Raw genomic sequence first — 20,038 nt, 5'->3', positions numbered from 1 at the left:
CGTTCTAGGTGTATGAATTATCCCGCGGGCTGGAAAACGGAGGGTGTTGCCAATGGCAATCGTTTTTCAATCGCACGGGGGTGCGGAGAAAGAGCGCGCAGTTCCAGGGCCGAGCGTTCGGGCCGGGCGGCCAGCGACGGGTGACGTCGCGGTCGATGAAGAAGCTGACTTCGGTTATTTCGTTCCGCCATTAGATGCGCCGGAGAATTACCTTCCCAACACGGCGGAAACGCTTGGGGAGCTCGATGAACTCGGCGAAATGATGATCGATGTTGTCGCGACGCCGACGAGCGAGGATCCGACGGAAGATTCCACGCTCCCGCCTGTGTTCACATATTGGGGACAATTCCTGGATCACGAGCTGACGGCCCGAACTGATCGCGAAGGGGCGATCTCGAGCATGGTCAACGCACACCCGCCTGTCGCCTCGTCGACAGTGGAGAGCCAGTTCAGGAATGCTCGCTCGCCCCGCTTCGATCTGGATAGTGTCTACGGCGGATCTGCCGTCGGTGAGGGGATCGATGCAGATGTTGTCAAAGTGATCTCCGGCCTTCGCCACCCCACGCTGAAAAACAAAATGCGTGTCGGGACAGCCGTCGATCCTGGGCCGCTTCCAGACAACCTCGACGAACATCGCGACCTTCCTCGTTATGGCCAGGTCCAGTCGTCTGTCCGGGAGGCGGCTTTACGTCTGGCTGAGGCCGCGATGACTCCCGAGGCGTTTCAGAAATTCTCTGATACCTTGCCCCAGCGGGCGATAATCGGGGACAATCGCAACGATGAAAATCTCGTCGTCGCGCAGTTCCATCTGAGCTTTCTCCGGTTTCATAACAAGGCCGTCGACTATCTCGCATCGCATGACACCGGCTGGATCGCCGATTTCAGCTCAGCGCAGGCTCTGACAAGACTTCACTATCAATGGTTGATTGTAGAAGGATACCTCAAAGGCGTTTGCGATCCGGTTGTGGTGGACCGCGTCGTCCAGGATCGGGCATCTCATTTCTTCAAATTCAGAGCCGAGTTCGATGCCCGGAGGCAGAATACCCGGCTCGGCAATGCTCTGCCGTTGGAGTTCTCCACCGCAGCCTATCGGTTCGGTCATTCCATGGTCAGAGCCTTCTATGACTACAACAAGAACTTTGGGCGGCCGGGCACCGGTTTTCTGAAGCGCGCCACCTTGCAGTTGCTATTCGAATTCACTGGCGGCGGCGGCAGGCTGGATGACGAGAAGAAGCTGCCCAAGAACTGGATAATCGACTGGACGCGCTTTACGGGAGCCGATCCCCATGATGCGAGCGATGGGGAGCCCGCCCGTCTTGCCAGGAGGATCGATACGGAACTTGCTCCGCCATTGCATACGCTGTTCAAGGAGGGGGAGGACCAGGCCGACCAACAGCTTAAGGAGTTGTTCAAGAACCTGGCAAGGCGGAACCTTCGTCGGGGCTACAATCTCAGGCTCCCGACGGGTCAGGCTTTGCACAAGCATCTCAAGCAAATTGGCGCGGTGCAGTCCTCGCCGATCCAAGATGTCTCAGCGCTGTTTGCCGCGAAGCCCGATCTGAAGAACTTCCTCGCCGGTACTGCATCGCGTTTCCACGAACGTACGCCGCTCTGGTTCTACATTCTGGCCGAAGCCGAGGCTGCAGGCGGAAATCGATTGGGCGAAGTCGGGAGCTGTCTCGTGGCGTCGACCTTCGTGGGCGTGCTGCTGGCGGATCCGGACTCGGCTCTATCGCGTGGGTTCACGCCCAGTCAGAGCCCTCTCAAGATGCCGGACAACACGCCGATCGACTCGATCGTCAAGTGGATGCGGTTCGCGGCGGTCATGCAGTAGTGCTCGCAAGACTGTTGCCTCGCCGCACCGCGGCGAGGCAAATCGCCTATCATCCGCGATTCACGAAGCTTTGGCTTCGAAAGCGGGGGCGAAATCGCCCAGCGATTTTGCCTTGAGGATCGTGGCCTCGATATCCTGCTCCACGATCGCTTCCAGATCGGCGAAGCTGTCGATGACATAGTAGATCGGCTGGAGGATATCGATCCGGTAGGGCGTCCGGAGCACGCTCAGCAGATTGAACGGCCGGAATTCGCACGCCTTGCCTTCCATTGCCGCCTTCGCTTCGCTGGGCGATGAGACGATGCCTGCGCCGAAGCAGCGGCGTCCCTGCGGCGTATTGATCAGCCCGAATTCGACGGTGAACCAGAAGATCCGGAACAGATGCCATGAATAACCCTTGCCGAGGCGGACGGCCGTTTCGCCGAAATGCCGGACGAAATTGGCATAGCTCTGGTTGGTGAGCATGGGGCAATGGCCGAAAACCTCGTGGAACAGGTCCGGTTCCTCGATATAGTCGATATGTTCGCGACGGCGCAGGAAGGTTGCGAGCGGGAATTTGCCTTGCGAGAGAAGTTCATAAAAGCGCGACGGCGGAATGAGCGCCGGCACGCCTTCGACACCGAAGCCGGTGGTCTCGTTCAGGCGTCTGTTGACGTCGAGAAGCTGAGGAACCTTATCCGGCTTCAGCCCCAGCATTTTGACGCCGTCCAGATATTCGCGGCAGGCGGTATCGGCGAGCAGTTTCATCTGACGCCGGTAGAGTTCACCCCATATCGCATCTTCATCCGGGGTGTAGTCATAGAGACCATCCGGGCCGGGCAGTTTGGCGGTGTAGCTGCTTTCCTTGGTCATAGGCTGATCCTCCCGAGAACGGCGCTTTTGCTGCCATTATGATCCGAGATTGGAGGATTTTCTTTTCTTTCATGCTGGCTATCGCCATAATGGTGGCAAATATTCCCGAAAGTGGCACCAAAAATGAAAGAACCTGGGAATTTTCGCCGCAAGCTTCTGCAACTCGTCCAGGCCGACGGCAGCCTTTCGCTGGCCGACCTGGCGGAAAAGGCCGGCATGTCGCAGAGCTCTGCATGGCGGAAGATCCAGGAGCTGGAAGCCGACGGCGTCATCCGCAAGCGTGTGACGCTGCTCGATCCTGGCAAACTCGATCTCAAGCTCTGCGTCATCGCGCATGTGACGCTGGAGGATCACCACGAAGAGGCGGTCGCTTCTTTCGCTTCGGTGGTGCTGGAGCGGCCGGAAATCATGGAATGCTACGCCCTATCAGGCGCCTTCGACTACATGCTGAAGATAAGGGCAAGCGACGTGGAAAGCTACGAAGCCTTCATGACCCGCTATCTCATGCGCAACCCCCATGTGCGCACGGTCGTCTCGAGCTTTGTGCTGCGCGAGCTGAAATTCTCAACCGAACTGCCGCTCTGACTGACGCTTACAGCCCGGATTACCGCGTGCTGTCGCCATGCCAGTGACCCGGCATCAGCACCGGAAAGCCTTCGAATGTCTTCAGCGTGTCGAGGACGATCGACGTCTTCACGTGCTGCACCGACTCGTGGGGCAACAGAACGTCGTTGACGAACTTCGAGAGGTCGGCGAGCCCGCGGGTCGCGACCGTCAGGTGATAGTCCATTTCACCGGTCAAGGCATAGGCTTCGAGAACTTCCGGCAGTCCGTTGATCAGCTGCGAAAAGCGGCGGGCATTGTCTCTGTTGTGGGTGGCAAGTGTCACGGAAATGACCACCAGCATATCGAGGCCCAGCTTCTGCCGATCGAGGTAAGCCCGGTAGCTGCGGATATATCCTTCAGCCTCCAGTCTTGTGCGCCGGCGCGAGCATTGCGACGGTGAAAGCGCAATCCGCTCGCCCAATTCGTTGTTCGTCAACCTGCCATCCTTTTGAAGTTCCTGGAGCAGGCGCAAATCCAATTTGTCGAGCGGCTCATCCATTGCACGAAATCTCCAATACACTCACGGATCGTGCATAATCTCTTCCCGGAGCATGAAGAATGCAAGAACTTTGCACGCGTTTTGGGCCACACTTTGCATATCAAATGCAATCTCCCCTGGAGGAAAGAAAATGGGTCCTTTCCCGCATGATGCGCCGCCTTCGGAAATTACCGCCGACAATCCGGCTGGCACCGACGGCTTCGAATTCGTCGAGTTCGCCCATCCTGAGCCCGAGACGCTGCGCGAACTCTTCACGCGCATGGGCTATGTTGCGGTCGCCAGGCACAAGACGAAAGACATCACCGTCTGGCGCCAAGGCGATATCAACTATGTGCTCAACGCCGAACCCGGCAGTCATGCCGCGCGTTTCGTCGCAAATCATGGTCCCTGCGCCCCATCGATGGCCTGGCGCGTCGTCGACGCCAAGCACGCGTTCGACCACGCGGTGTCAAAGGGTGCTGTTCCCTATGAAGGGGACGACAAGATGCTCGATGTCCCGGCGATTGTCGGCATCGGCGGCTCGCTGCTCTATTTCATCGAGACCTATGGTGCCAAGGGATCGGCTTACGAAGCCGAGTTCGATTGGCTCGGCGAGCGCAACCCGCATCCCCAGGGCATCGGCTTCTATTATCTCGACCACCTGACGCACAACGTCTTCCGCGGCAACATGGACAAGTGGTGGGATTTTTACCGCAACCTGTTCAATTTCAAGCAGATCCACTTCTTCGATATCGATGGGCGCATCACCGGTCTGGTGAGCCGCGCCATCACCTCGCCCTGTGGCAAAATCCGCATTCCGCTGAATGAATCGAAGGACGACACCAGCCAGATCGAGGAATATCTGAAGAAGTATAAGGGCGAGGGCATCCAGCATATCGCCGTTGGAACGGAGGATATTTACGACGCCACCGACAGGCTTGCCGATAACGGCCTGCGCTTCATGCCGGGTCCTCCGGAGACCTACTACGACATGTCCTATGAACGCGTGAACGGCCATAGTGAACCCGTCGAACGCATGAAGAAGCACGGCATCCTCATCGATGGCGAAGGTGTGGTGAATGGCGGCATGACGAAAATCCTGCTGCAGATCTTCTCCAAGACCGTCATCGGCCCGATCTTCTTCGAATTCATCCAGCGCAAGGGCGACGAAGGCTTCGGCGAAGGCAATTTCCGGGCGCTTTTCGAGTCGATCGAGGCCGATCAGATCAAGCGTGGTGTCATCGGGACTGCAGCGGAGTAAACTCTAAAGCGTCGCGCATCTGTCAGACGCGCGACGCTGGAGTTTTCGGGGAGGAGTGAGCATGGACCAGACATCGATCCAGGCGTCGGATGGTGAAGCCGCAACGGCAAACACGCTGAAATATATGCCGGGGTTCGGCAACGACTTCGAAACCGAGTCGCTTCCCGGCGCCTTGCCGCAGGGCCAGAACAGCCCGCAGAAATGCAACTATGGTCTTTATGCGGAGCAGCTTTCCGGCTCGCCGTTCACCGCGCCGCGCGGGACCAACGAAAGGTCCTGGCTTTACCGCATCCGCCCGAGCGTGCGTCACACCCGCCGCTTCTCCAACGCGTCCTATCCGCTCTGGAAAACCGCGCCGTGCCTCGACGAACATTCGCTTCCGCTCGGCCAGCTTCGCTGGGATCCGATCCCCGCACCCGCGGAGAGGCTGACATTCCTCGAAGGGGTTCGGACCGTCACCACGGCAGGCGATGCTACCACCCAGGTGGGCATGTCCGCCCATGCCTATGTCTTCAATGAGGACATGGTCGACGATTACTTCTTCAATGCCGATGGTGAACTGCTGATCGTGCCGCAGCTCGGCGCCATCAGAGTGTTCACCGAAATGGGCATCATGGACGTCGAGCCCCTGGAAATATGCCTCATCCCGCGCGGCATGATGTTCAAGATTCTAAAGGGCGGCGAGCAGACGGTCTGGCGTGGCTATATATGCGAGAACTACGGCGCGAAATTTACGCTGCCGGACCGCGGACCGATCGGCGCCAACTGCCTGGCAAACCCGCGCGATTTCAAGACACCTGTCGCCGCATTCGAGGACAAGGAAACGCCCTGCCGCGTGCATGTGAAGTGGTGCGGAAAATTCTATGTCACAGATATCGGCCATTCGCCGCTGGATGTGGTGGCCTGGCACGGCAACTACGCCCCGTTCAAATACGACTTGCGGACGTTTTCTCCCGTTGGTGCCATCCGCTTCGATCATCCCGATCCATCGATTTTTTCGGTGCTGACCGCGCCGACCGAAGATGCGGGCACGGCGAATGTCGATTTCGTGATTTTTCCGCCGCGCTGGCTGGTCGCCGAGCACACCTTCCGTCCGCCCTGGTACCATCGCAACATCATGAGCGAATTCATGGGCCTGATCCACGGCCAGTATGACGCCAAGGAGGAGGGCTTCGTGCCGGGCGGCATGAGCCTGCACAACATGATGCTTCCCCACGGGCCGGACGCGCTCGCCTTCGAAAAGGCATCCAATACCGAGCTCAAACCCGTGAAGCTCGATCACACCATGGCCTTCATGTTCGAGACCCGGTACCCGCAGCAACTGACGAAATACGCAGCCGAGCTTGAAACGCTGCAGGATGACTACCTCGAATGCTGGGACGGCCTGGAACGCAAGTTCGACGGAACCCCTGGTATCAAGTGATGCATCAAGCAAAGACATCCTCCGGCAGTGGAATTCGGACATGAAACTTGCGACGTTAAAAGACTCCACGCGGGACGGCCGGCTTGTCGTCGTTTCCCGCGACCTGACCCGCTGTTCCGAGGTCGGTCATATCGCCCGCACATTGCAGGCAGCGCTCGACGATTGGGAGCATGTGGCTCCGAGGCTTGCACTCATCGCCGAAGGCGTCGAGACCGGCGCCCAGCCGACGATCCGGTTTCACGAACATGACGCAACGTCACCTTTGCCGCGGGCCTACCAATGGGCCGACGGTTCCGCTTACGTCAACCATGTCGAACTGGTGCGCAAGGCGCGCGGCGCCGAAATGCCGGCAAGTTTCTGGACCGATCCGCTGATCTATCAAGGCGGTTCGGACGCTTTTCTCGCGCCGCGCGATCCGATCGTGGCGGCTGACGAGGCTTATGGGATTGACATGGAGGGCGAGGTCGCCGTTATCACCGGCGACGTCGCCATGGGTTCCAGCCCGGAAGCGGCACGCGGCGCCGTCCGCCTGGTGATGCTCGTCAACGACGTGTCGCTGCGCGGTCTGATTCCGGACGAGTTGGCGAAAGGACTTGGTTTTTTCCAGTCCAAGCCGGCATCGGCATTTTCCCCGGTCGCCGTGACGCCGGACGAGCTCGGAGAGGCCTGGGATGGCGGCAAGCTGCATCTTCAGCTGCTGGTGAGCTTGAACGGCAAGCCATTCGGCAAGGCGAACGCCGGGATCGACATGACGTTCGATTTTGGCCAACTGATCGCCCATGCCGCCAAAACCCGCAATCTCGCAGCCGGAACGATCATCGGCTCGGGAACGGTTTCCAACAAGCTGGACGGCGGCCCGGGCAAGCCGGTGGAAGAGGGAGGGGACGGCTACTCCTGCATCGCCGAAATCAGGATGATCGAGACGATCGAGGCCGGCTCGCCGAGAACCCCCTTCATGAAGTTCGGGGATCAGGTCCGCATCGAGATGAAGGATAAGGCCGGCCATTCGATCTTCGGGGCGATCGAGCAGACGGTCGAAAAATACCGGGGAGCCGACCCGCGATGAACGAGGTCGTTCTTTACGACTACTGGAGATCATCGGCGAGCTATCGCGTCCGCATCGCGCTCAATCTCCTGGGCATCGATTATAAGACCGTGCCCATCAACCTGTTGGATGGCGCGCACAAGACGCCGGAATATCTGGCCCTCAACCCGCAGGGGCTGGTACCGACATTGGTGATCGATGGAAAAACACTGACGCAGTCGCTGGCAATCATTGAATATCTGGCCGAGACCCGGCCGGAATGCGGATTGCTGCCGTCGGATATTGCTGATCGCCAGAAAGTCCGCGCCCTTGCCTATGCGGTCGCCATGGACATCCATCCGATCTGCAACCTGCATGTCGTGTCGCATCTCATGATCATGACCAAGAAGGCCGATGCTCGCGAGGAATGGATGAAACATTTCATCACAGACGGACTGGGCAAACTGGAAGCCATGATCGGCGAAGCCGATGGCGCGTTCAGCTTTGGGGATGTGCCGACGATGGCCGACCTCTGTATCGTTCCCCAGGTCTATAACGCCCGCCGCTGGGGCGTTGATATGACCGCTTTCAAGCGCATCGTCGATATCGACGCCAGATGCGCAGACCTGCCGGCCTTCCAGGCGGCGCATCCCGACCGCGTGAAACCCTAACGGCGGATCGGGACCCGGGACGAAATCCGAAGAAGCGTTCCCTTCTTCCTGCTGCTCTCGCATCAAATTGCCGGCACGCATCGGATCGCGTGGACTGGGATTTCCCGATCGCGGCGAGCAATGGGCGTTTACCTTGTATCAACACTTCTGATTGTGCCGCTTGCCAGAAGATTGCCCTTTGTGCATTGATTGGATGCTTAGGGTAGGTCTGAAATGTTCTCGTCAAAGCTGTTGATCGTCGGGCCCGTGATTGCCACGGGCTTGGTCGCATTGAAGGCTCACGAACTCATCGCACAGGATTCGATGATCAGCCCCAACAATGTGCGCAAGATATGCTGCGAGTGACGACAGGAGAAGTACACGTGCTCGAAGGCTGGAGAAGAATGCGGAAATCCGTCTCGTTCATATCGATGCTGCTGGCGTTCGTCGCCCTTGCCGCCGAGGCACATGCGGCCATTTCCTACCAACGTCTGGACGGCGCGCCGGGAGAGCGCGCCCTGGCGATAAAAGGCGTGTTCGAGAGTTCCGACGATCCGATGACGCTTGTCGACGAATATACGCAGTACCAGCCGAACTATGTCACCTTTGACTCGCCCGGCGGAAACGTGGTCGCCGCGATCAGGTTCGGCCGGGCCCTCCGCCTGCTGAATGCAAGAACGTTCCAGATCAGAGCCGCCGAGTGCGCATCGGCTTGCGCCTTCGCCTTCGTCGGTGGCGTTGAAAGGTTTGCCGAGCCGGGCTCCATCGGCGTGCATCGGGTTTCGCTATCCGACGATGCCGGCATGGACAATAAATTGGTAGTCTCGTCGGTTCAATCGCTGACCGGCGAGATCATCGGATATCTCACCGATATGGGGGTAAGCCCCAATCTGCTGCAGCTCAGCCTGTCGATCGACAGTGACGATATACGATATCTTACCTCTGCCGAAATGCGGGACTGGAACATCATCACGCCCGAGAACATGCCCTCGCCACCGGCAAGCACGTCGCCACAGCTGGACGCCGCGCCAGAGCTGAGCGCAACACCCGCCGTCATGCCATCGGACCCAAGCGCTTCCGAGGAGGCCACCGCATCCGCACCCGGCGACCTGACCACGGAGGCGCTTGATTTCGCCAACCGATACAATGACGAATGGTCGAAAGACAGTGCCTCGGCGTTGGCCTTTATGAAGGGCGTCTATGCCGACGAGGTCTCCTTCTTCGGAAACTCGGTCGACAAAGACGCCGTCCTGAAGGAAAAGGCAGCCTTTGCCCAACGCTGGCCGGAGCGCATCTACAGCGTCAAGCCGGGCTCCGTGACTGCCAGCTGTGCCGGAAAATGCGAAATGTCGGGAATTGTCGAGTGGTTTGCCGGAAACAGGGACACGGGTAAGACGTCCGCCGGGATGGCGGAATTCTCTTTCGTGTGGAACACGGCCTCTCTGCAGATCGAGTCCGAGACCGGAAAGGTGCTCGCCACGGACAAGGGGGCCAAAGCACCGGATCGGTTGATCCATCAGTGGATAGCACTGGACGATATCTGCCGCGGCAGCACCGATCGCTACGGCATAGAGACGGAGCGAGCCTGCAAACGACGCGATCAGATCGGTCCGCTGCTCAATCGCGTCGACTGGTGTTATGGCCATGAGGATGAAGCCGGAATGGACATGAAATGGCACAAATGCGATGCCAATTCCCGTCGGTATGGAGATTAAGGATCACCGGTCCCGGCAAGATATGTGAGACACCTCAACATGGGCGGTTCCGGATCGCGTCGCTGGTGATTTCCTCGATCACCTCTTCGGCGATCTCTTCCGCCAATTCCTTAGCGCGTTCCTCGTAATCGCGCGTGAAGGCGACGATTTCGGAGGTGGAGATAGCGGTGATGACGAGGCGGCGGATGTGGGGATTGTTTTCGTCATGCGCAAATTTGACTGGATTCGCTGCCGAGCTCAATCTCTGTCGGAGACTTCAGCTTCTGTATAATATCAGCTGCCCACTACAGTAAAATAATTATATATTATTAAGATCGGACAGAATATTTGACACGACTCTATCTGATCCATATGCGTTTCTTTTGGCCATAGAGAACAGCTCTCGGAGCAAGGTGAAGGCGGTCGAGTATCCAGCAGCTGAAAATTCAGGATCGGCAACTTCCTCGACAATTTCTCCGTCAGAATTGAATAGCTGTATTATGTAGTCATCTTTAATTTCTCGAACAGATATCGCGTTTTCGCCAATTTTGACATAAAAACTATTAGAAGTTGGGCCGACTTCCCAATTTAATTTCTCCTCAACCGTTTTTTGATGGACCGCCTTTATTAATTCAATTCGACTTTCCAAGGTCATAACGCTACCTCCATGTTTCTTGTCTTTATAAGAATCGTCGCGACATTGTCTGAAATCTCAAGCAAAGTTTTTACAAACTTAGCATGTTGCTGTTTCAGCGTTGAGCTATCAAGCGTTCGAACATCTATTTCCAGCGATTTCAGAAACGATAAGGCTTTTTGTATTGATCGACGCTGATCATCTGTCAGTCCTGGATGGTTCTCTCTTGCATCGATTAGCGCTTTTCTAGCTTTATCAAAAAGGCCAGCAAGCAGCACATAATCTTCCTTAATAAGCGTGTCTTTCATCTCACTCAAGGCCTTGGACACGGTGGCAAAACTGATTACGCTGTCAAGTTTTCTTACACTTTCGGTGGCTAGCGTCGCAGCATCTCGGGCACTTTCCGCCGCATTCTTCGTTTTCCGAATTTGTGTCAATGATACACCAAAACCTACTAGGGATAGGATTATCCCTAGTAGGCCTAGCCAGTCCGACAAGGAAAGTTGTTGTTGTGATATCATCTATTATCAGCTGCACCCACTCGTCGCACCACACGTGTCGCACTTCTCGCAAGTGCCATTCCGCACCATCGTGAAGTTCTGGCACTCCGAGCACATGTTGCCGGTATAGCCCTGCATGATCGAGCGCTGGCGGCGTTCGGCTTCGCGCTTCTTGGCTTCCGATTTCGCCGATGCCGCGTCTGCTGCCGCCTTGTCGGAGAACAGGGCTGTCGCGTCGCTGGTGAGTTCCTCGGTCACCTCTTCGGCGATCTCTTCCGCCAGTTCCTTGGCGCGCTCTTCGTAGTCGCGCTTGAAGGCGACGATTTCGGAGGTGGCGATGGCAACCGTCGGCTCCAGCTTCCGGGCAGCCGCGCCTGCAAAGGCGGTCACGGTGCCGGTGGAGGCAGCGCGGGCAGGGGCGGCGGTGGCCGCACCCTTGGGTTCGCCCGCCTGGCGTTCGCCACCGGTGCCGGACACCAGCGTCGGCTTGTAGCCGCGGGTCCAGCCGGTGGAGAGCAGGTTGGTCTTGCCTTCCTGGATGCCCTTGCCGAGTGCCGTGTTCGAGAAGTCAGACGTATCGACATGCGCGAGGTCATGGCGGCCGAGATAAGAGACGGCAAGCTCGCGGAAGACATAGTCGAGGATCGAGGTGGCGTTCTTGATCGCGTCATTGCCGATGACCATGCCGGCCGGCTCGAACTTGGTGAAGGTGAAGGCCTCGACATATTCCTCGAGCGGCACGCCATATTGCAGGCCGAGCGAGATGGCGATGGCGAAATTGTTCATCATCGCACGGAAGGCGGCACCTTCCTTGTGCATGTCGATGAAGATCTCGCCGATGCGGCCGTCGCCGAATTCGCCGGTGCGCAGATAGACCTTATGTCCGCCGACGGCGGCCTTCTGGGTATAGCCCTGGCGGCGGTTCGGCAGCTTCTCACGTTCGCGCGAAACTCGTTCGACCACCCGCTCGATGATCTTTTCGGTGATGGTGACGGCCTGGGCGGCCAGCGGCGCCTGCAGCAGTTCCTCCAGCGCATCCTCATCGTCTTCGTCCTCGATCAGCGAGGAGTTGAGCGGCTGTGACAGTTTCGAGCCGTCGCGATAGAGCGCGTTGGCCTTGAGGCCAAGCTTCCAGGAGAGCATGTAGGCGTTCTTGCAATCCTCGACGGTCGCCTCGTTCGGCATGTTGATCGTCTTGGAAATCGCGCCCGAGATGAACGGCTGGGCCGCCGCCATCATGCGGATATGGCTTTCCACAGAGAGGTAGCGCTTGCCGATCTTGCCGCAGGGATTGGCGCAATCGAAGACCGGCAGGTGTTCGTTCTTGAGGAAGGGTGCGCCTTCCAGCGTCATCGCGCCGCAGACATGGATGTTGGCGGCTTCGATGTCCTTCTTGGAGAAGCCGATATGGTCGAGCAGGCTGAAGCTCATGTCGGCGAGCTGTTCGTCCGAAACCTTCAGCGTCTCCTTCAGGAAGTCGGCGCCGAGCGTCCACTGGTTGAAGACGAACTTGATGTCGAAGGCGCTCTTCAGCGCGGCGTTGACGGCCTCGATCTTCTCGTCGGTGAAGCCCTTGGTCTTCAGCGTCGACGGATTGATGGCCGGTGCCTGGTTAAGGTTGCCGTGGCCGACGGCATAGGCCTCGATCTCGGCGATCTGGCTTTCCGAATAGCCGAGCGTGCGCAGCGCGTCGGGCACGGCGCGGTTGATGATCTTGAAGTAGCCGCCGCCGGCGAGCTTCTTGAACTTGACGAGGGCGAAGTCGGGCTCGATGCCCGTCGTGTCGCAATCCATGACGAGACCGATCGTGCCCGTGGGCGCGATGACCGAAACCTGTGCATTGCGGTAGCCATGCTGTTCACCAAGCTCGAGCGCCTTGTCCCAGGCCGATTTGGCATGGGCGACAAGATCCTGGTCCGGGTTTTCCGAATGGGTCAGTGCGACCGGGTTGATCGACAGCGCTTCATAGCCGGAGCTCTCGCCATGCGCCGCACGGCGATGGTTGCGAATGACCTTGAGCATGCTCTCGCGGTTCGGCGCGAAGTTCGGGAAGGGCCCAAGCTCGGCGGCCATTTCGGCCGAGGTCGCATAGCAGATGCCGGTCATGATCGCGGTCAGCGAGCCTGCGATGGCGCGGGCTTCAGCGGAGTCGTAGGGAATGCCTGTTGACATCAGCAGGCCGCCGATATTGGCGTAGCCGAGGCCGAGCGTGCGGTATTCGTAGGAGAGTTCGGCAATGCGCTTCGACGGGAACTGCGCCATCATCACCGAGACTTCGAGCACGACGGTCCAGAGGCGAACAGCATGTTCGTAATCGGCGATGTTGATACGCTTGGTGGCCTTGTCCTTGAACTGCAGCAGGTTCAGCGAGGCAAGGTTGCAGGCGGTGTCGTCGAGGAACATGTATTCCGAGCACGGGTTCGAGCCGCGGATCGGGCCGCCGGCCGGCGAAGTGTGCCAGTCGTTCATCGTCGTGTTGAAGTGAATGCCGGGATCGGCCGAAGCCCAGGCAGCGTAGGAAATCGTTTCCCAGAGATCGCGGGCCTTCAGCGTCTTCATCACCCGGCCGTCCTTGCGGGCGGTCAGGTTCCATTCGCCATCATTCTCGACGGCGCGCAGGAAGTCGTCCTTGATCGAGACGGAGTTGTTGGAGTTCTGGCCGGATACCGTGAGGTAGGCTTCCGAATCCCAATCCGTGTCGTAAGTCTTGAATTGGAGATCCTTGTAGCCCTGGCGGGCGAACTGGATGACGCGCTGGACGTAGTTCTCGGGAACCTGGTCCTTCTTGGCGGCGCGGATTTCGCGCTTCAGGGCAGGGTTCTTTGTGGGATCGAAGCAATCGCCGTTGTCGCCGCCTTCGCAATTGAAGCAGGCCTTCATGATCGCCTTGAGATGCTTGGCGACAACCTTCGAGCCGGTGACGAGAGCCGCGACCTTCTGCTCTTCCTTGACCTTCCAGTTGATGTACTCCTCGATATCCGGATGGTCGATGTCGACGACCACCATCTTGGCGGCGCGGCGTGTTGTGCCGCCCGATTTGATGGCGCCGGCGGCGCGGTCGCCGATCTTCAGGAAGCTCATCAGGCCGGAGGAGCGGCCGCCGCCGGAAAGCTTTTCGCCTTCGCCGCGCAGCATCGAGAAGTTGGAGCCGGTGCCGGAGCCGTATTTGAACAGGCGCGCTTCACGCACCCAGAGGTCCATGATGCCGCCTTCGTTGACGAGATCGTCCTCGACGGACTGGATGAAGCAGGCATGCGGCTGCGGGTGTTCGTAGGCCGACTTGGATTTTGTCAGCTTGCCGGTGAACGGGTCGACGTAGAAATGGCCCTGGCCGGGGCCGTCAATGCCATAGGCCCAGTGCAGGCCGGTGTTGAACCACTGCGGCGAGTTCGGGGCGACGCGCTGGGTGGCGAGCATATAGGCAAGCTCGTCCTTGAAGGCCGAGGCATCTTCCTCGGAGGAGAAATAGCCGCCCTTCCAGCCCCAATAGGTCCAGGTGCCGGCAAGACGGTCGAAGACCTGGCGCGCATCGATTTCGGAGCCGGTCTGCTCGTCCTTCGGCAGGTTCTTCAGCGCAGCATCGTCGGGGACGGAGCGCCAGAGGAACGAAGGAACATCGTTTTCCTCGACCTTCTTCAGCCGTGTGGGAACGCCGGCCTTGCGGAAATACTTCTGCGCCAGAACGTCGGTGGCGACCTGGGAGAACTGCGCGGGAACGTCGATATTCTCGAGGCGGAACACGACCGAACCATCGGGGTTCTTGATCTCGCTCGTCGCCTTACGGAATTCGATATCCGCATAGGCGCCCTGGCCGGCCTTCGTGAAACGACGTTCGATGCGCATAGTCTTGACCTCGCGTTGGCGCCCGGTCCCCACGACCTCAGGCGCAAAATTTCTATCCGGCGGCACTTTGTCGTCGTGCAGCCAGTCTCGTTTCCGTATTGTGACAGGGGTGTCATCCGGAGATGTCCTTCCTGTATCTTGTGGTGATGGTGGCTGCAAACACTAAATATAGTATTAACAGCTTATTATCGCCAGCCCCGATGTCACTTTTTTTGGAGGCTGAAAATCGCGCAGAAATCCTGTCTGGCCTGAACCGTTTTCGGTCCATCGCCCTGATTCCGCGTCCTAATTTTCAAAAGGGAACCGGGCTCGTTACCTCCGGTCCTGTCGCCGCCGCAACATCAGGATCAGTAAAGTTTGAAACAGCTGATTCCGTCAAGGGCTGGCTTTTAATTGATTGCTAACCACAACATGTTGTGGATGCGCCTGTGGAGATTGGGGAAAGCCGGGGAGCGCTGAAATTACAATGGCTTGCAGGCGTTGCCGGCTAAGGAAAACCTTAGAATGGCAAAAAAGCGTCCTGCGACAAATCTTATGATGGCATTTCCGGCGCAAATGCGCATGCCGATTCGCCGGTGAAATCAACGCTCCTAAAGCGCGTCGTTATCGCAAAACCGCAAACTTTTGCGCGACATGCTATTAGAGCGCATCGATGGCGATGGTGACGATGGCGACGCCGATCGGCCTGTTCTCTTTGTCCTTGACGACGAAGCTCGCCTGCGTCTCGAGATTTTGGCTGGATTCATTGCGTTCCGCCCGGTCGATGAAGATCTCGCGGGAGCCGTTGGCGAAGGTTCTAAGGTATTTCTCCTCATCGCCCTGCCAGTAGTCGGCGGTGATGGTGCTCTGCCCGACATTCAGCCCATGCGAGTCCGTGACGAAAAATTCGAGAACCGCGCCCTGCGAGGCGTCTTGTTTTTCCCTGAGGTATTGCGACACGGATTTGTCGAGCAGCAGCTTGACCATCTGCAGGTGGTGCTGATCGACCTCCGACCGGTAGGTCTCGTCGAGCACTCGCATATCCATTTCGCTGACATTGCCGAATTTTGCGTTCTGCTCGGCAATGGCTTTCAGCACCAAGGGCGTTTCCACTATTGGCCGGATCCGCTTCTCGACATAGTCGCGCACGAGGGGAATATAGGCAGGTTCAGCGCGGACAGGTGCCAGCGGCAACAGAAAGGCCGCCAGCCCGACGGTCACAACCGCTCTTATATGCCCCCACCGCGCCATCTTGTTTCCTTGTACCGTATCGGATTATCGCACGCTTTAAGCGCAATTTGACACGATTCGCACGCCCTGCAGCGCCGCGCGTCTTTTCGAGAGCCGCAAAGGACGCTGTATCACTTTGAATTGCTGCATAATTTCATCCTTAAATCGATTCCGATTGAAGGAATTAGACAGCAGTGTATGAGCAAAAGATAAAATAGATGTGCAGATGCCGATAGCGGATTCAGGAAACCTCGCCGACAAAATCTGGAACAATTTCAAGTGGTAAATACGAGGGTGGCGCGCTTTGATTGGTGGCGATCAGCCGGCACCCTTGGCGATCGGCTCCTGGTAGGTGAAGCCCATGTCCCAGGGGAAGTAGATCCAGGTATCCTGGCTGACCTCGGTGATGAAGGTATCGACGGTCGGCACGCCCTTCGGCTTGGCATAGACGCAGGCGAAATGTGCTCTCGGCAGCATGGTGCGCACCTGTGCGGCGGTCTTGCCGGTATCGGTCAGATCGTCGACGACCAGCACGGTTTCGCCGCCATTCTCCATAAGTTCGGGCGCTATTCCCTTGAGCAGCACCATGTCGCCCTGGTTCACATAGTCATGATAGGAAGCGACGCAGACGGTCTCGATCAGCCGGATGTTCAGCTCGCGCGAGATGATCGCAGCCGGAACGAGGCCGCCGCGGGTGATGCAGACGATCGCCTTGAACGTCTGATTCAAGCCGGCAAGCCGCCAGGCAAGGGCGCGCGCATCGCGGTGGAACTGATCCCAGGAAACGGGAAAGGCTTTATCGGGAAGGGACATCGGGCTGCTCCGCGGCATGAAAAAACGACACGCCGTTTGCCGGCGACCGGATGGGCTTGAAGCGGCGATTGGCAAAACGCAAATCGCGCAGCCGGAACTGCGCGAGATGGGGCCGAGGCTCGAAGCTGTCATCGGTCGCCGCAATTAGCGGGATTTGCCGGCAAAAGGCAAGAGCAGCCAATCAACGCGACAACAGCGTCAGCGCCGTCATCGATTGCAGCAGGGTCTTCGTCGTGCCGCCAAAGATCATCTGCCAGAGCCAGGAATGCGTATAGGCGCCCATGACGAGAAGATCGATGCTGCTGTCCGAAAGCCGGTTCTCGATGACATGCGATGCGCTCTTATTCACACTCTGGGCCGTCGAAAGCGTCGCCTTCACGCCATGACGCGCAAGCGTCGCGGCGATGTCGGCGCCTGATGTCAGCGGCGATTGCAGCGCCGTGTCGGCCGGATCGACCGAAAAGATCTCCACCTCGTCGGCGGCTTTGAGGATCGGCAGCGCGTCGAAGGTCGCGCGCGCCGCCTCCTTCGAGCCGTTCCAGGCGATCAGCACGCGCTTGATCGGCTTCGGCTGGCGGATCATATAGGGGATCATCAGCACCGGCCGGCCGGTTTCGAAAAGGAAACTGTCGACGTCGACGTGGCTGTCGGAAGGTTTGGCCGGGTCGGCCTGCGAGGCGATGAGGAGGTCGGCGCTGCGCGCACTTTCGATCAGCGGAGCGGAGCCGTATCCGGTTGATGTGGCAAAGCTGCGCCATTCGAAGGAGGCGCCGGATGCCTCCGCTTTCGCCCTGAAGATGCGCTCGACGGCAATCGTTTCGCTATGCGCCATATCCTGCAGCGCCTGCACGGCAACGGGATCGGGGATTTCCATCGGCGCCACCAGCGGCACGGCGGAAATGATTTCGGCATGCAGGCCGATTACATGGGCGCCGCTTTCAGCAGCGATGGCAAAGGCGAAATCGGCAACCGCGGTACTATTGTCTGATGTATCGAGAATGGCGAGAATGGTTTTGTAAGACATATCAATTCTCCTTGCGCTGAAATGGCTTGCGCGAGGGAAGGAGTGCGCCGGACCGTTCTCCTGTTCCTTGATCGGGATCAAGGATGGCCTTTGAGTCCGGCGTTGCCCTCAAGCCTCGGCGGAATGGTTTTCGGCGATGTCCTTCCTTTGGCGGATGGCGTCGATCATCGCCTGCACCTCGGCGCCGGCCGCATCGATCGCTGCCTGGGAGCGGCCTCGTACGACGATCTCGGTAGAAAATTTCTGGCCGATGTAGCGCGGGTAGGAACCGATGCTGGTTTCCGGATGTGCCTTCTGGATCGCGGTCAGCGGCGTGCCGATCTCGCCTTCGCCGTAAGGGCAGGCGATGGCGAGCGAGAGCACCGGTGTGCCGGTTCGAAGCGTCGGCAGCACATTGTCGACCATCGCCTGGAACACCTGCGGCACGCCGGCCATCACATGGACATTGCCGATGATGAAGCCGGGCGCCGTCGAGACCGGGTTGGCGATATGCGCAGCGCCCCGCGGCATGCGCGCCATGCGCTGGCGCGCCTCGGTGAATTCCATCTCGCGGCGGCGGTACATCTCGGCAAGCAGCGTCATTGCTGTTTCGTCATATTCGCAGGGCACGCCGAAAGCCTTGGAGATGGCATCGGCGGTGATGTCGTCATGCGTCGGCCCGATGCCGCCTGAGGTGAAGACGTAGTCATACTTGCCGCGAAGCGCGTTCAGCGCCTCGACGATCGCCTCCTCGTCGTCGGCGACGATGCGCACCTCCTTGAGATCGATGCCGGAAAGCGTCAGCAAATCGGCGAGATGGCCGATATTTTTATCCTTGGTGCGGCCGGAGAGAAGTTCGTCGCCGATGGCGAGCATGGCGGCGGTGACGACGATGTCTTGGCTCATGGGATGTTCCGTGATGTGAGGCTGGGGAATAGGTAGCGCCGTTCGCTCGCTTTGCAAACACCAGAGCATGATGCCGAAAAGTCCAGGCGGTTTTCGGACGACATCATGCGCTAACTCTTTAACTCGGGCGATGCGTCATTTTTGCCGAAATGAAAACCGCAAGCGAATTTTCGTCTCCGGGTGGTGAACACTGAGTTCTTGAGCGCGGGGCTGTGTTCGCCCAGGCGCGCTGATAGAAATCGCGTCGGGCACGAAATTCAACCCGATGTTTCAAGGAAGATAGAAGATGGCGAAGGTTCTCGTCCTTTATTATTCGGCTTACGGCCATATCGAAACCATGGCCTATTCGGTCGCCGAAGGCGCGAAGTCGGCCGGCGCCGAGGTCACCGTCAAGCGCGTTCCGGAACTGGTTCCGGAAGACGTCGCCAAGGCTTCCTATTACAAGGTCGACCAGGCGGCTCCGATCGCCACCGTCGACGAACTGGCGGACTATGACGCGATCATCGTCGGCGCCGGCACCCGCTTCGGCACGGTCGCCTCGCAGATGCGCAATTTCTGGGATCAGACGGGCGGCCTCTGGTTCGCCGGCAAACTCGTCGGCAAGCTCGGTTCGGTCTTCACCTCTTCGGCCACCCAGCACGGCGGCCAGGAATCGACCATCCTCGGCTTCATCCCGACCTTCCTGCACCAGGGCATGGTCGTTGCCGGCCTGCCTTATGCCTTCCAGGGCCAGATGGGCACCGAGGAAGTCAAGGGCGGCTCGCCTTACGGCGCTTCCACCATCACCAACGGCGACGGCTCGCGCCAGCCTTCCGAGATCGAGCTGGAAGGCGCGAAATACCAGGGCGCCCACGTCGCCAAGCTGGCTGCCAAGCTCGCCTGATCTTTGACGCTGAAATCATGAAGGCGCGGCGGGTATGGGGCTCGCCGCGCCTTTTCTTGCCGCCCGACTGGCCGGGCGACTGGCTGCTCTCTTCGGCTCGCCGAGTCGAAGCTCACAGATCGAAGGCTGGTGCGGACGGCGGGGGTCGAACCCGCATAGCCTAAGCCGAGGGATTTTCTTACCGCTACGGCTTTCGCCGCCGCCTTTCGGCGTTTGTGGTCTGGACTATACCTTCACCCTAGCGTTTGCCTTAGGTGCTGCCCGTCTAGTCTCTACACCTTCCCCTGGCGGGGCTTGGCTCGGGATTGCCATCTGACAGGTTTCCCCGACTTTGAGCAGTTCTACAGCCAGCGTTTCCGCCGGTGCACTCAATTTTGTTTAAGTCCCTTGTGTCTACCGATTCCACCACGTCCGCGTGGTTCCCT

At 58.7% G+C, this 20,038-nt stretch carries 19 protein-coding genes; 9 read left to right on the top strand and 10 right to left on the bottom strand.

Annotated features, from left to right (window positions below):
• The first annotated feature begins 52 nt into the window (after nucleotides 1-52).
• Nucleotides 53-1,834 carry a peroxidase family protein gene (locus tag HFO71_RS18560; RefSeq protein ID WP_168258280.1) on the top strand — a complete coding sequence of 594 codons (1,782 nt, stop codon included), beginning with the start codon at nucleotides 53-55 and terminating at the stop codon, nucleotides 1,832-1,834.
• A gap of 60 nt (nucleotides 1,835-1,894) precedes the next feature.
• Here HFO71_RS18560 and HFO71_RS18555 read toward each other — a convergent pair whose 3' ends face one another.
• Entirely contained in the window at nucleotides 1,895-2,686 is a 792-nt protein-coding gene (locus HFO71_RS18555; protein ID WP_168258281.1) for a phenylalanine 4-monooxygenase, read from the bottom strand.
• Nucleotides 2,687-2,809: 123 nt separating this feature from the next.
• Between HFO71_RS18555 and HFO71_RS18550 the strand changes: the two genes are divergently transcribed.
• Nucleotides 2,810-3,271, top strand: a complete 462-nt coding sequence (locus tag HFO71_RS18550; RefSeq protein ID WP_003547665.1) for an Lrp/AsnC family transcriptional regulator — start codon at nucleotides 2,810-2,812, stop codon at nucleotides 3,269-3,271.
• Nucleotides 3,272-3,290: 19 nt separating this feature from the next.
• Here the strand turns inward: HFO71_RS18550 and HFO71_RS18545 are convergent, their stop codons facing one another.
• Entirely contained in the window at nucleotides 3,291-3,791 is a 501-nt protein-coding gene (locus tag HFO71_RS18545; protein ID WP_168258282.1) for an Lrp/AsnC family transcriptional regulator, read from the bottom strand.
• A gap of 130 nt (nucleotides 3,792-3,921) precedes the next feature.
• Here HFO71_RS18545 and hppD point away from each other — a divergent pair, with 130 nt between their 5' ends.
• The 5 genes from hppD to HFO71_RS18520 all read left to right on the top strand — a co-directional run bounded on the left by hppD (nucleotide 3,922) and on the right by HFO71_RS18520 (nucleotide 9,843).
• Complete coding sequence (gene hppD, locus HFO71_RS18540) at nucleotides 3,922-5,031, top strand: 4-hydroxyphenylpyruvate dioxygenase (protein ID WP_168258283.1); 1,110 nt, start codon at nucleotides 3,922-3,924, stop codon at nucleotides 5,029-5,031.
• A 61-nt stretch (nucleotides 5,032-5,092) separates the two neighbouring features.
• The gene (gene hmgA / locus HFO71_RS18535; RefSeq protein ID WP_168258284.1) at nucleotides 5,093-6,454 is read left to right on the top strand and encodes a homogentisate 1,2-dioxygenase; all 1,362 of its coding nucleotides are present in this window, start codon (nucleotides 5,093-5,095) and stop codon (nucleotides 6,452-6,454) included.
• Nucleotides 6,455-6,494: 40 nt separating this feature from the next.
• Nucleotides 6,495-7,520: a fumarylacetoacetate hydrolase family protein gene (locus HFO71_RS18530; RefSeq protein WP_168258285.1), complete on the top strand. Its 1,026-nt coding sequence runs from the start codon at nucleotides 6,495-6,497 to the stop codon at nucleotides 7,518-7,520.
• The gene (maiA, locus tag HFO71_RS18525; protein WP_221988251.1) at nucleotides 7,517-8,149 is read left to right on the top strand and encodes a maleylacetoacetate isomerase; all 633 of its coding nucleotides are present in this window, start codon (nucleotides 7,517-7,519) and stop codon (nucleotides 8,147-8,149) included. The genes HFO71_RS18530 and maiA overlap by 4 nt, the downstream gene beginning before the upstream one ends.
• A 362-nt stretch (nucleotides 8,150-8,511) precedes the next feature.
• Entirely contained in the window at nucleotides 8,512-9,843 is a 1,332-nt protein-coding gene (locus tag HFO71_RS18520; RefSeq protein WP_168258287.1) for a COG3904 family protein, read from the top strand.
• A 34-nt stretch (nucleotides 9,844-9,877) separates the two neighbouring features.
• On the opposite strand, the gene HFO71_RS18515 is transcribed toward HFO71_RS18520, so the two are convergent.
• The 4 genes from HFO71_RS18515 to HFO71_RS18500 are packed head-to-tail and all read right to left on the bottom strand — an operon-like array spanning nucleotide 9,878 to nucleotide 14,799.
• Nucleotides 9,878-10,084, bottom strand: a complete 207-nt coding sequence (locus HFO71_RS18515; protein ID WP_168258288.1) for a hypothetical protein — start codon at nucleotides 10,082-10,084, stop codon at nucleotides 9,878-9,880.
• Between the two features lie 57 nt (nucleotides 10,085-10,141).
• Nucleotides 10,142-10,477, bottom strand: coding sequence for a hypothetical protein (locus HFO71_RS18510; RefSeq protein ID WP_168258289.1), 336 nt, complete (start codon nucleotides 10,475-10,477; stop codon nucleotides 10,142-10,144).
• Nucleotides 10,474-10,977, bottom strand: coding sequence for a hypothetical protein (locus HFO71_RS18505; RefSeq protein ID WP_221988250.1), 504 nt, complete (start codon nucleotides 10,975-10,977; stop codon nucleotides 10,474-10,476). Before HFO71_RS18505 ends, HFO71_RS18510 begins: the two co-directional genes overlap by 4 nt.
• A 6-nt stretch (nucleotides 10,978-10,983) precedes the next feature.
• On the bottom strand, nucleotides 10,984-14,799 hold the full coding sequence (locus HFO71_RS18500) for a vitamin B12-dependent ribonucleotide reductase (RefSeq protein ID WP_168258291.1): 3,816 nt from the start codon (nucleotides 14,797-14,799) through the stop codon (nucleotides 10,984-10,986).
• A 122-nt stretch (nucleotides 14,800-14,921) separates the two neighbouring features.
• Between HFO71_RS18500 and HFO71_RS18495 the strand changes: the two genes are divergently transcribed.
• The gene (locus HFO71_RS18495; protein WP_164902861.1) at nucleotides 14,922-15,203 is read left to right on the top strand and encodes a hypothetical protein; all 282 of its coding nucleotides are present in this window, start codon (nucleotides 14,922-14,924) and stop codon (nucleotides 15,201-15,203) included.
• Between the two features lie 235 nt (nucleotides 15,204-15,438).
• Here the strand turns inward: HFO71_RS18495 and HFO71_RS18490 are convergent, their stop codons facing one another.
• The 4 genes from HFO71_RS18490 to HFO71_RS18475 form a co-directional block, all read right to left on the bottom strand.
• Nucleotides 15,439-16,029 carry a hypothetical protein gene (locus HFO71_RS18490; RefSeq protein ID WP_168258292.1) on the bottom strand — a complete coding sequence of 197 codons (591 nt, stop codon included), beginning with the start codon at nucleotides 16,027-16,029 and terminating at the stop codon, nucleotides 15,439-15,441.
• Between the two features lie 297 nt (nucleotides 16,030-16,326).
• A complete protein-coding gene (gpt, locus tag HFO71_RS18485; protein ID WP_011651569.1) occupies nucleotides 16,327-16,821 on the bottom strand; it encodes a xanthine phosphoribosyltransferase in 495 nt (164 codons plus the stop codon).
• A 181-nt stretch (nucleotides 16,822-17,002) separates the two neighbouring features.
• Nucleotides 17,003-17,845, bottom strand: coding sequence for a universal stress protein (locus HFO71_RS18480; protein WP_131640278.1), 843 nt, complete (start codon nucleotides 17,843-17,845; stop codon nucleotides 17,003-17,005).
• 108 nt (nucleotides 17,846-17,953) lie between these two features.
• Nucleotides 17,954-18,730, bottom strand: a complete 777-nt coding sequence (locus HFO71_RS18475) for a competence/damage-inducible protein A (protein ID WP_020049613.1) — start codon at nucleotides 18,728-18,730, stop codon at nucleotides 17,954-17,956.
• Nucleotides 18,731-19,016: 286 nt separating this feature from the next.
• On the opposite strand from HFO71_RS18475, the gene wrbA reads away from it, so the two are divergent.
• Nucleotides 19,017-19,613, top strand: coding sequence for an NAD(P)H:quinone oxidoreductase type IV (gene wrbA, locus HFO71_RS18470; protein WP_131640277.1), 597 nt, complete (start codon nucleotides 19,017-19,019; stop codon nucleotides 19,611-19,613).
• The last annotated feature ends 425 nt before the right edge of the window (nucleotides 19,614-20,038 follow it).

Source organism: Rhizobium laguerreae, from assembly GCF_019778565.1.
Classification (GTDB): domain Bacteria; phylum Pseudomonadota; class Alphaproteobacteria; order Rhizobiales; family Rhizobiaceae; genus Rhizobium; species Rhizobium laguerreae.
This window is presented reverse-complemented; position numbering and strand designations above follow the sequence as displayed.

Coding starts and splice junctions, on each gene's coding strand:
- HFO71_RS18560 (WP_168258280.1), top strand. CDS start 53: ATGGCAATCGTTTTTCAATCGCACGGGGGTGCGGAGAAAGAGCGCGCA.
- HFO71_RS18555 (WP_168258281.1), bottom strand. CDS start 2,686: ATGACCAAGGAAAGCAGCTACACCGCCAAACTGCCCGGCCCGGATGGT.
- HFO71_RS18550 (WP_003547665.1), top strand. CDS start 2,810: ATGAAAGAACCTGGGAATTTTCGCCGCAAGCTTCTGCAACTCGTCCAG.
- HFO71_RS18545 (WP_168258282.1), bottom strand. CDS start 3,791: ATGGATGAGCCGCTCGACAAATTGGATTTGCGCCTGCTCCAGGAACTT.
- hppD (WP_168258283.1), top strand. CDS start 3,922: ATGGGTCCTTTCCCGCATGATGCGCCGCCTTCGGAAATTACCGCCGAC.
- hmgA (WP_168258284.1), top strand. CDS start 5,093: ATGGACCAGACATCGATCCAGGCGTCGGATGGTGAAGCCGCAACGGCA.
- HFO71_RS18530 (WP_168258285.1), top strand. CDS start 6,495: ATGAAACTTGCGACGTTAAAAGACTCCACGCGGGACGGCCGGCTTGTC.
- maiA (WP_221988251.1), top strand. CDS start 7,517: ATGAACGAGGTCGTTCTTTACGACTACTGGAGATCATCGGCGAGCTAT.
- HFO71_RS18510 (WP_168258289.1), bottom strand. CDS start 10,477: ATGACCTTGGAAAGTCGAATTGAATTAATAAAGGCGGTCCATCAAAAA.
- HFO71_RS18505 (WP_221988250.1), bottom strand. CDS start 10,977: ATGATATCACAACAACAACTTTCCTTGTCGGACTGGCTAGGCCTACTA.
- HFO71_RS18500 (WP_168258291.1), bottom strand. CDS start 14,799: ATGCGCATCGAACGTCGTTTCACGAAGGCCGGCCAGGGCGCCTATGCG.
- HFO71_RS18495 (WP_164902861.1), top strand. CDS start 14,922: ATGTCCTTCCTGTATCTTGTGGTGATGGTGGCTGCAAACACTAAATAT.
- HFO71_RS18490 (WP_168258292.1), bottom strand. CDS start 16,029: ATGGCGCGGTGGGGGCATATAAGAGCGGTTGTGACCGTCGGGCTGGCG.
- gpt (WP_011651569.1), bottom strand. CDS start 16,821: ATGTCCCTTCCCGATAAAGCCTTTCCCGTTTCCTGGGATCAGTTCCAC.
- HFO71_RS18480 (WP_131640278.1), bottom strand. CDS start 17,845: ATGTCTTACAAAACCATTCTCGCCATTCTCGATACATCAGACAATAGT.
- HFO71_RS18475 (WP_020049613.1), bottom strand. CDS start 18,730: ATGAGCCAAGACATCGTCGTCACCGCCGCCATGCTCGCCATCGGCGAC.
- wrbA (WP_131640277.1), top strand. CDS start 19,017: ATGGCGAAGGTTCTCGTCCTTTATTATTCGGCTTACGGCCATATCGAA.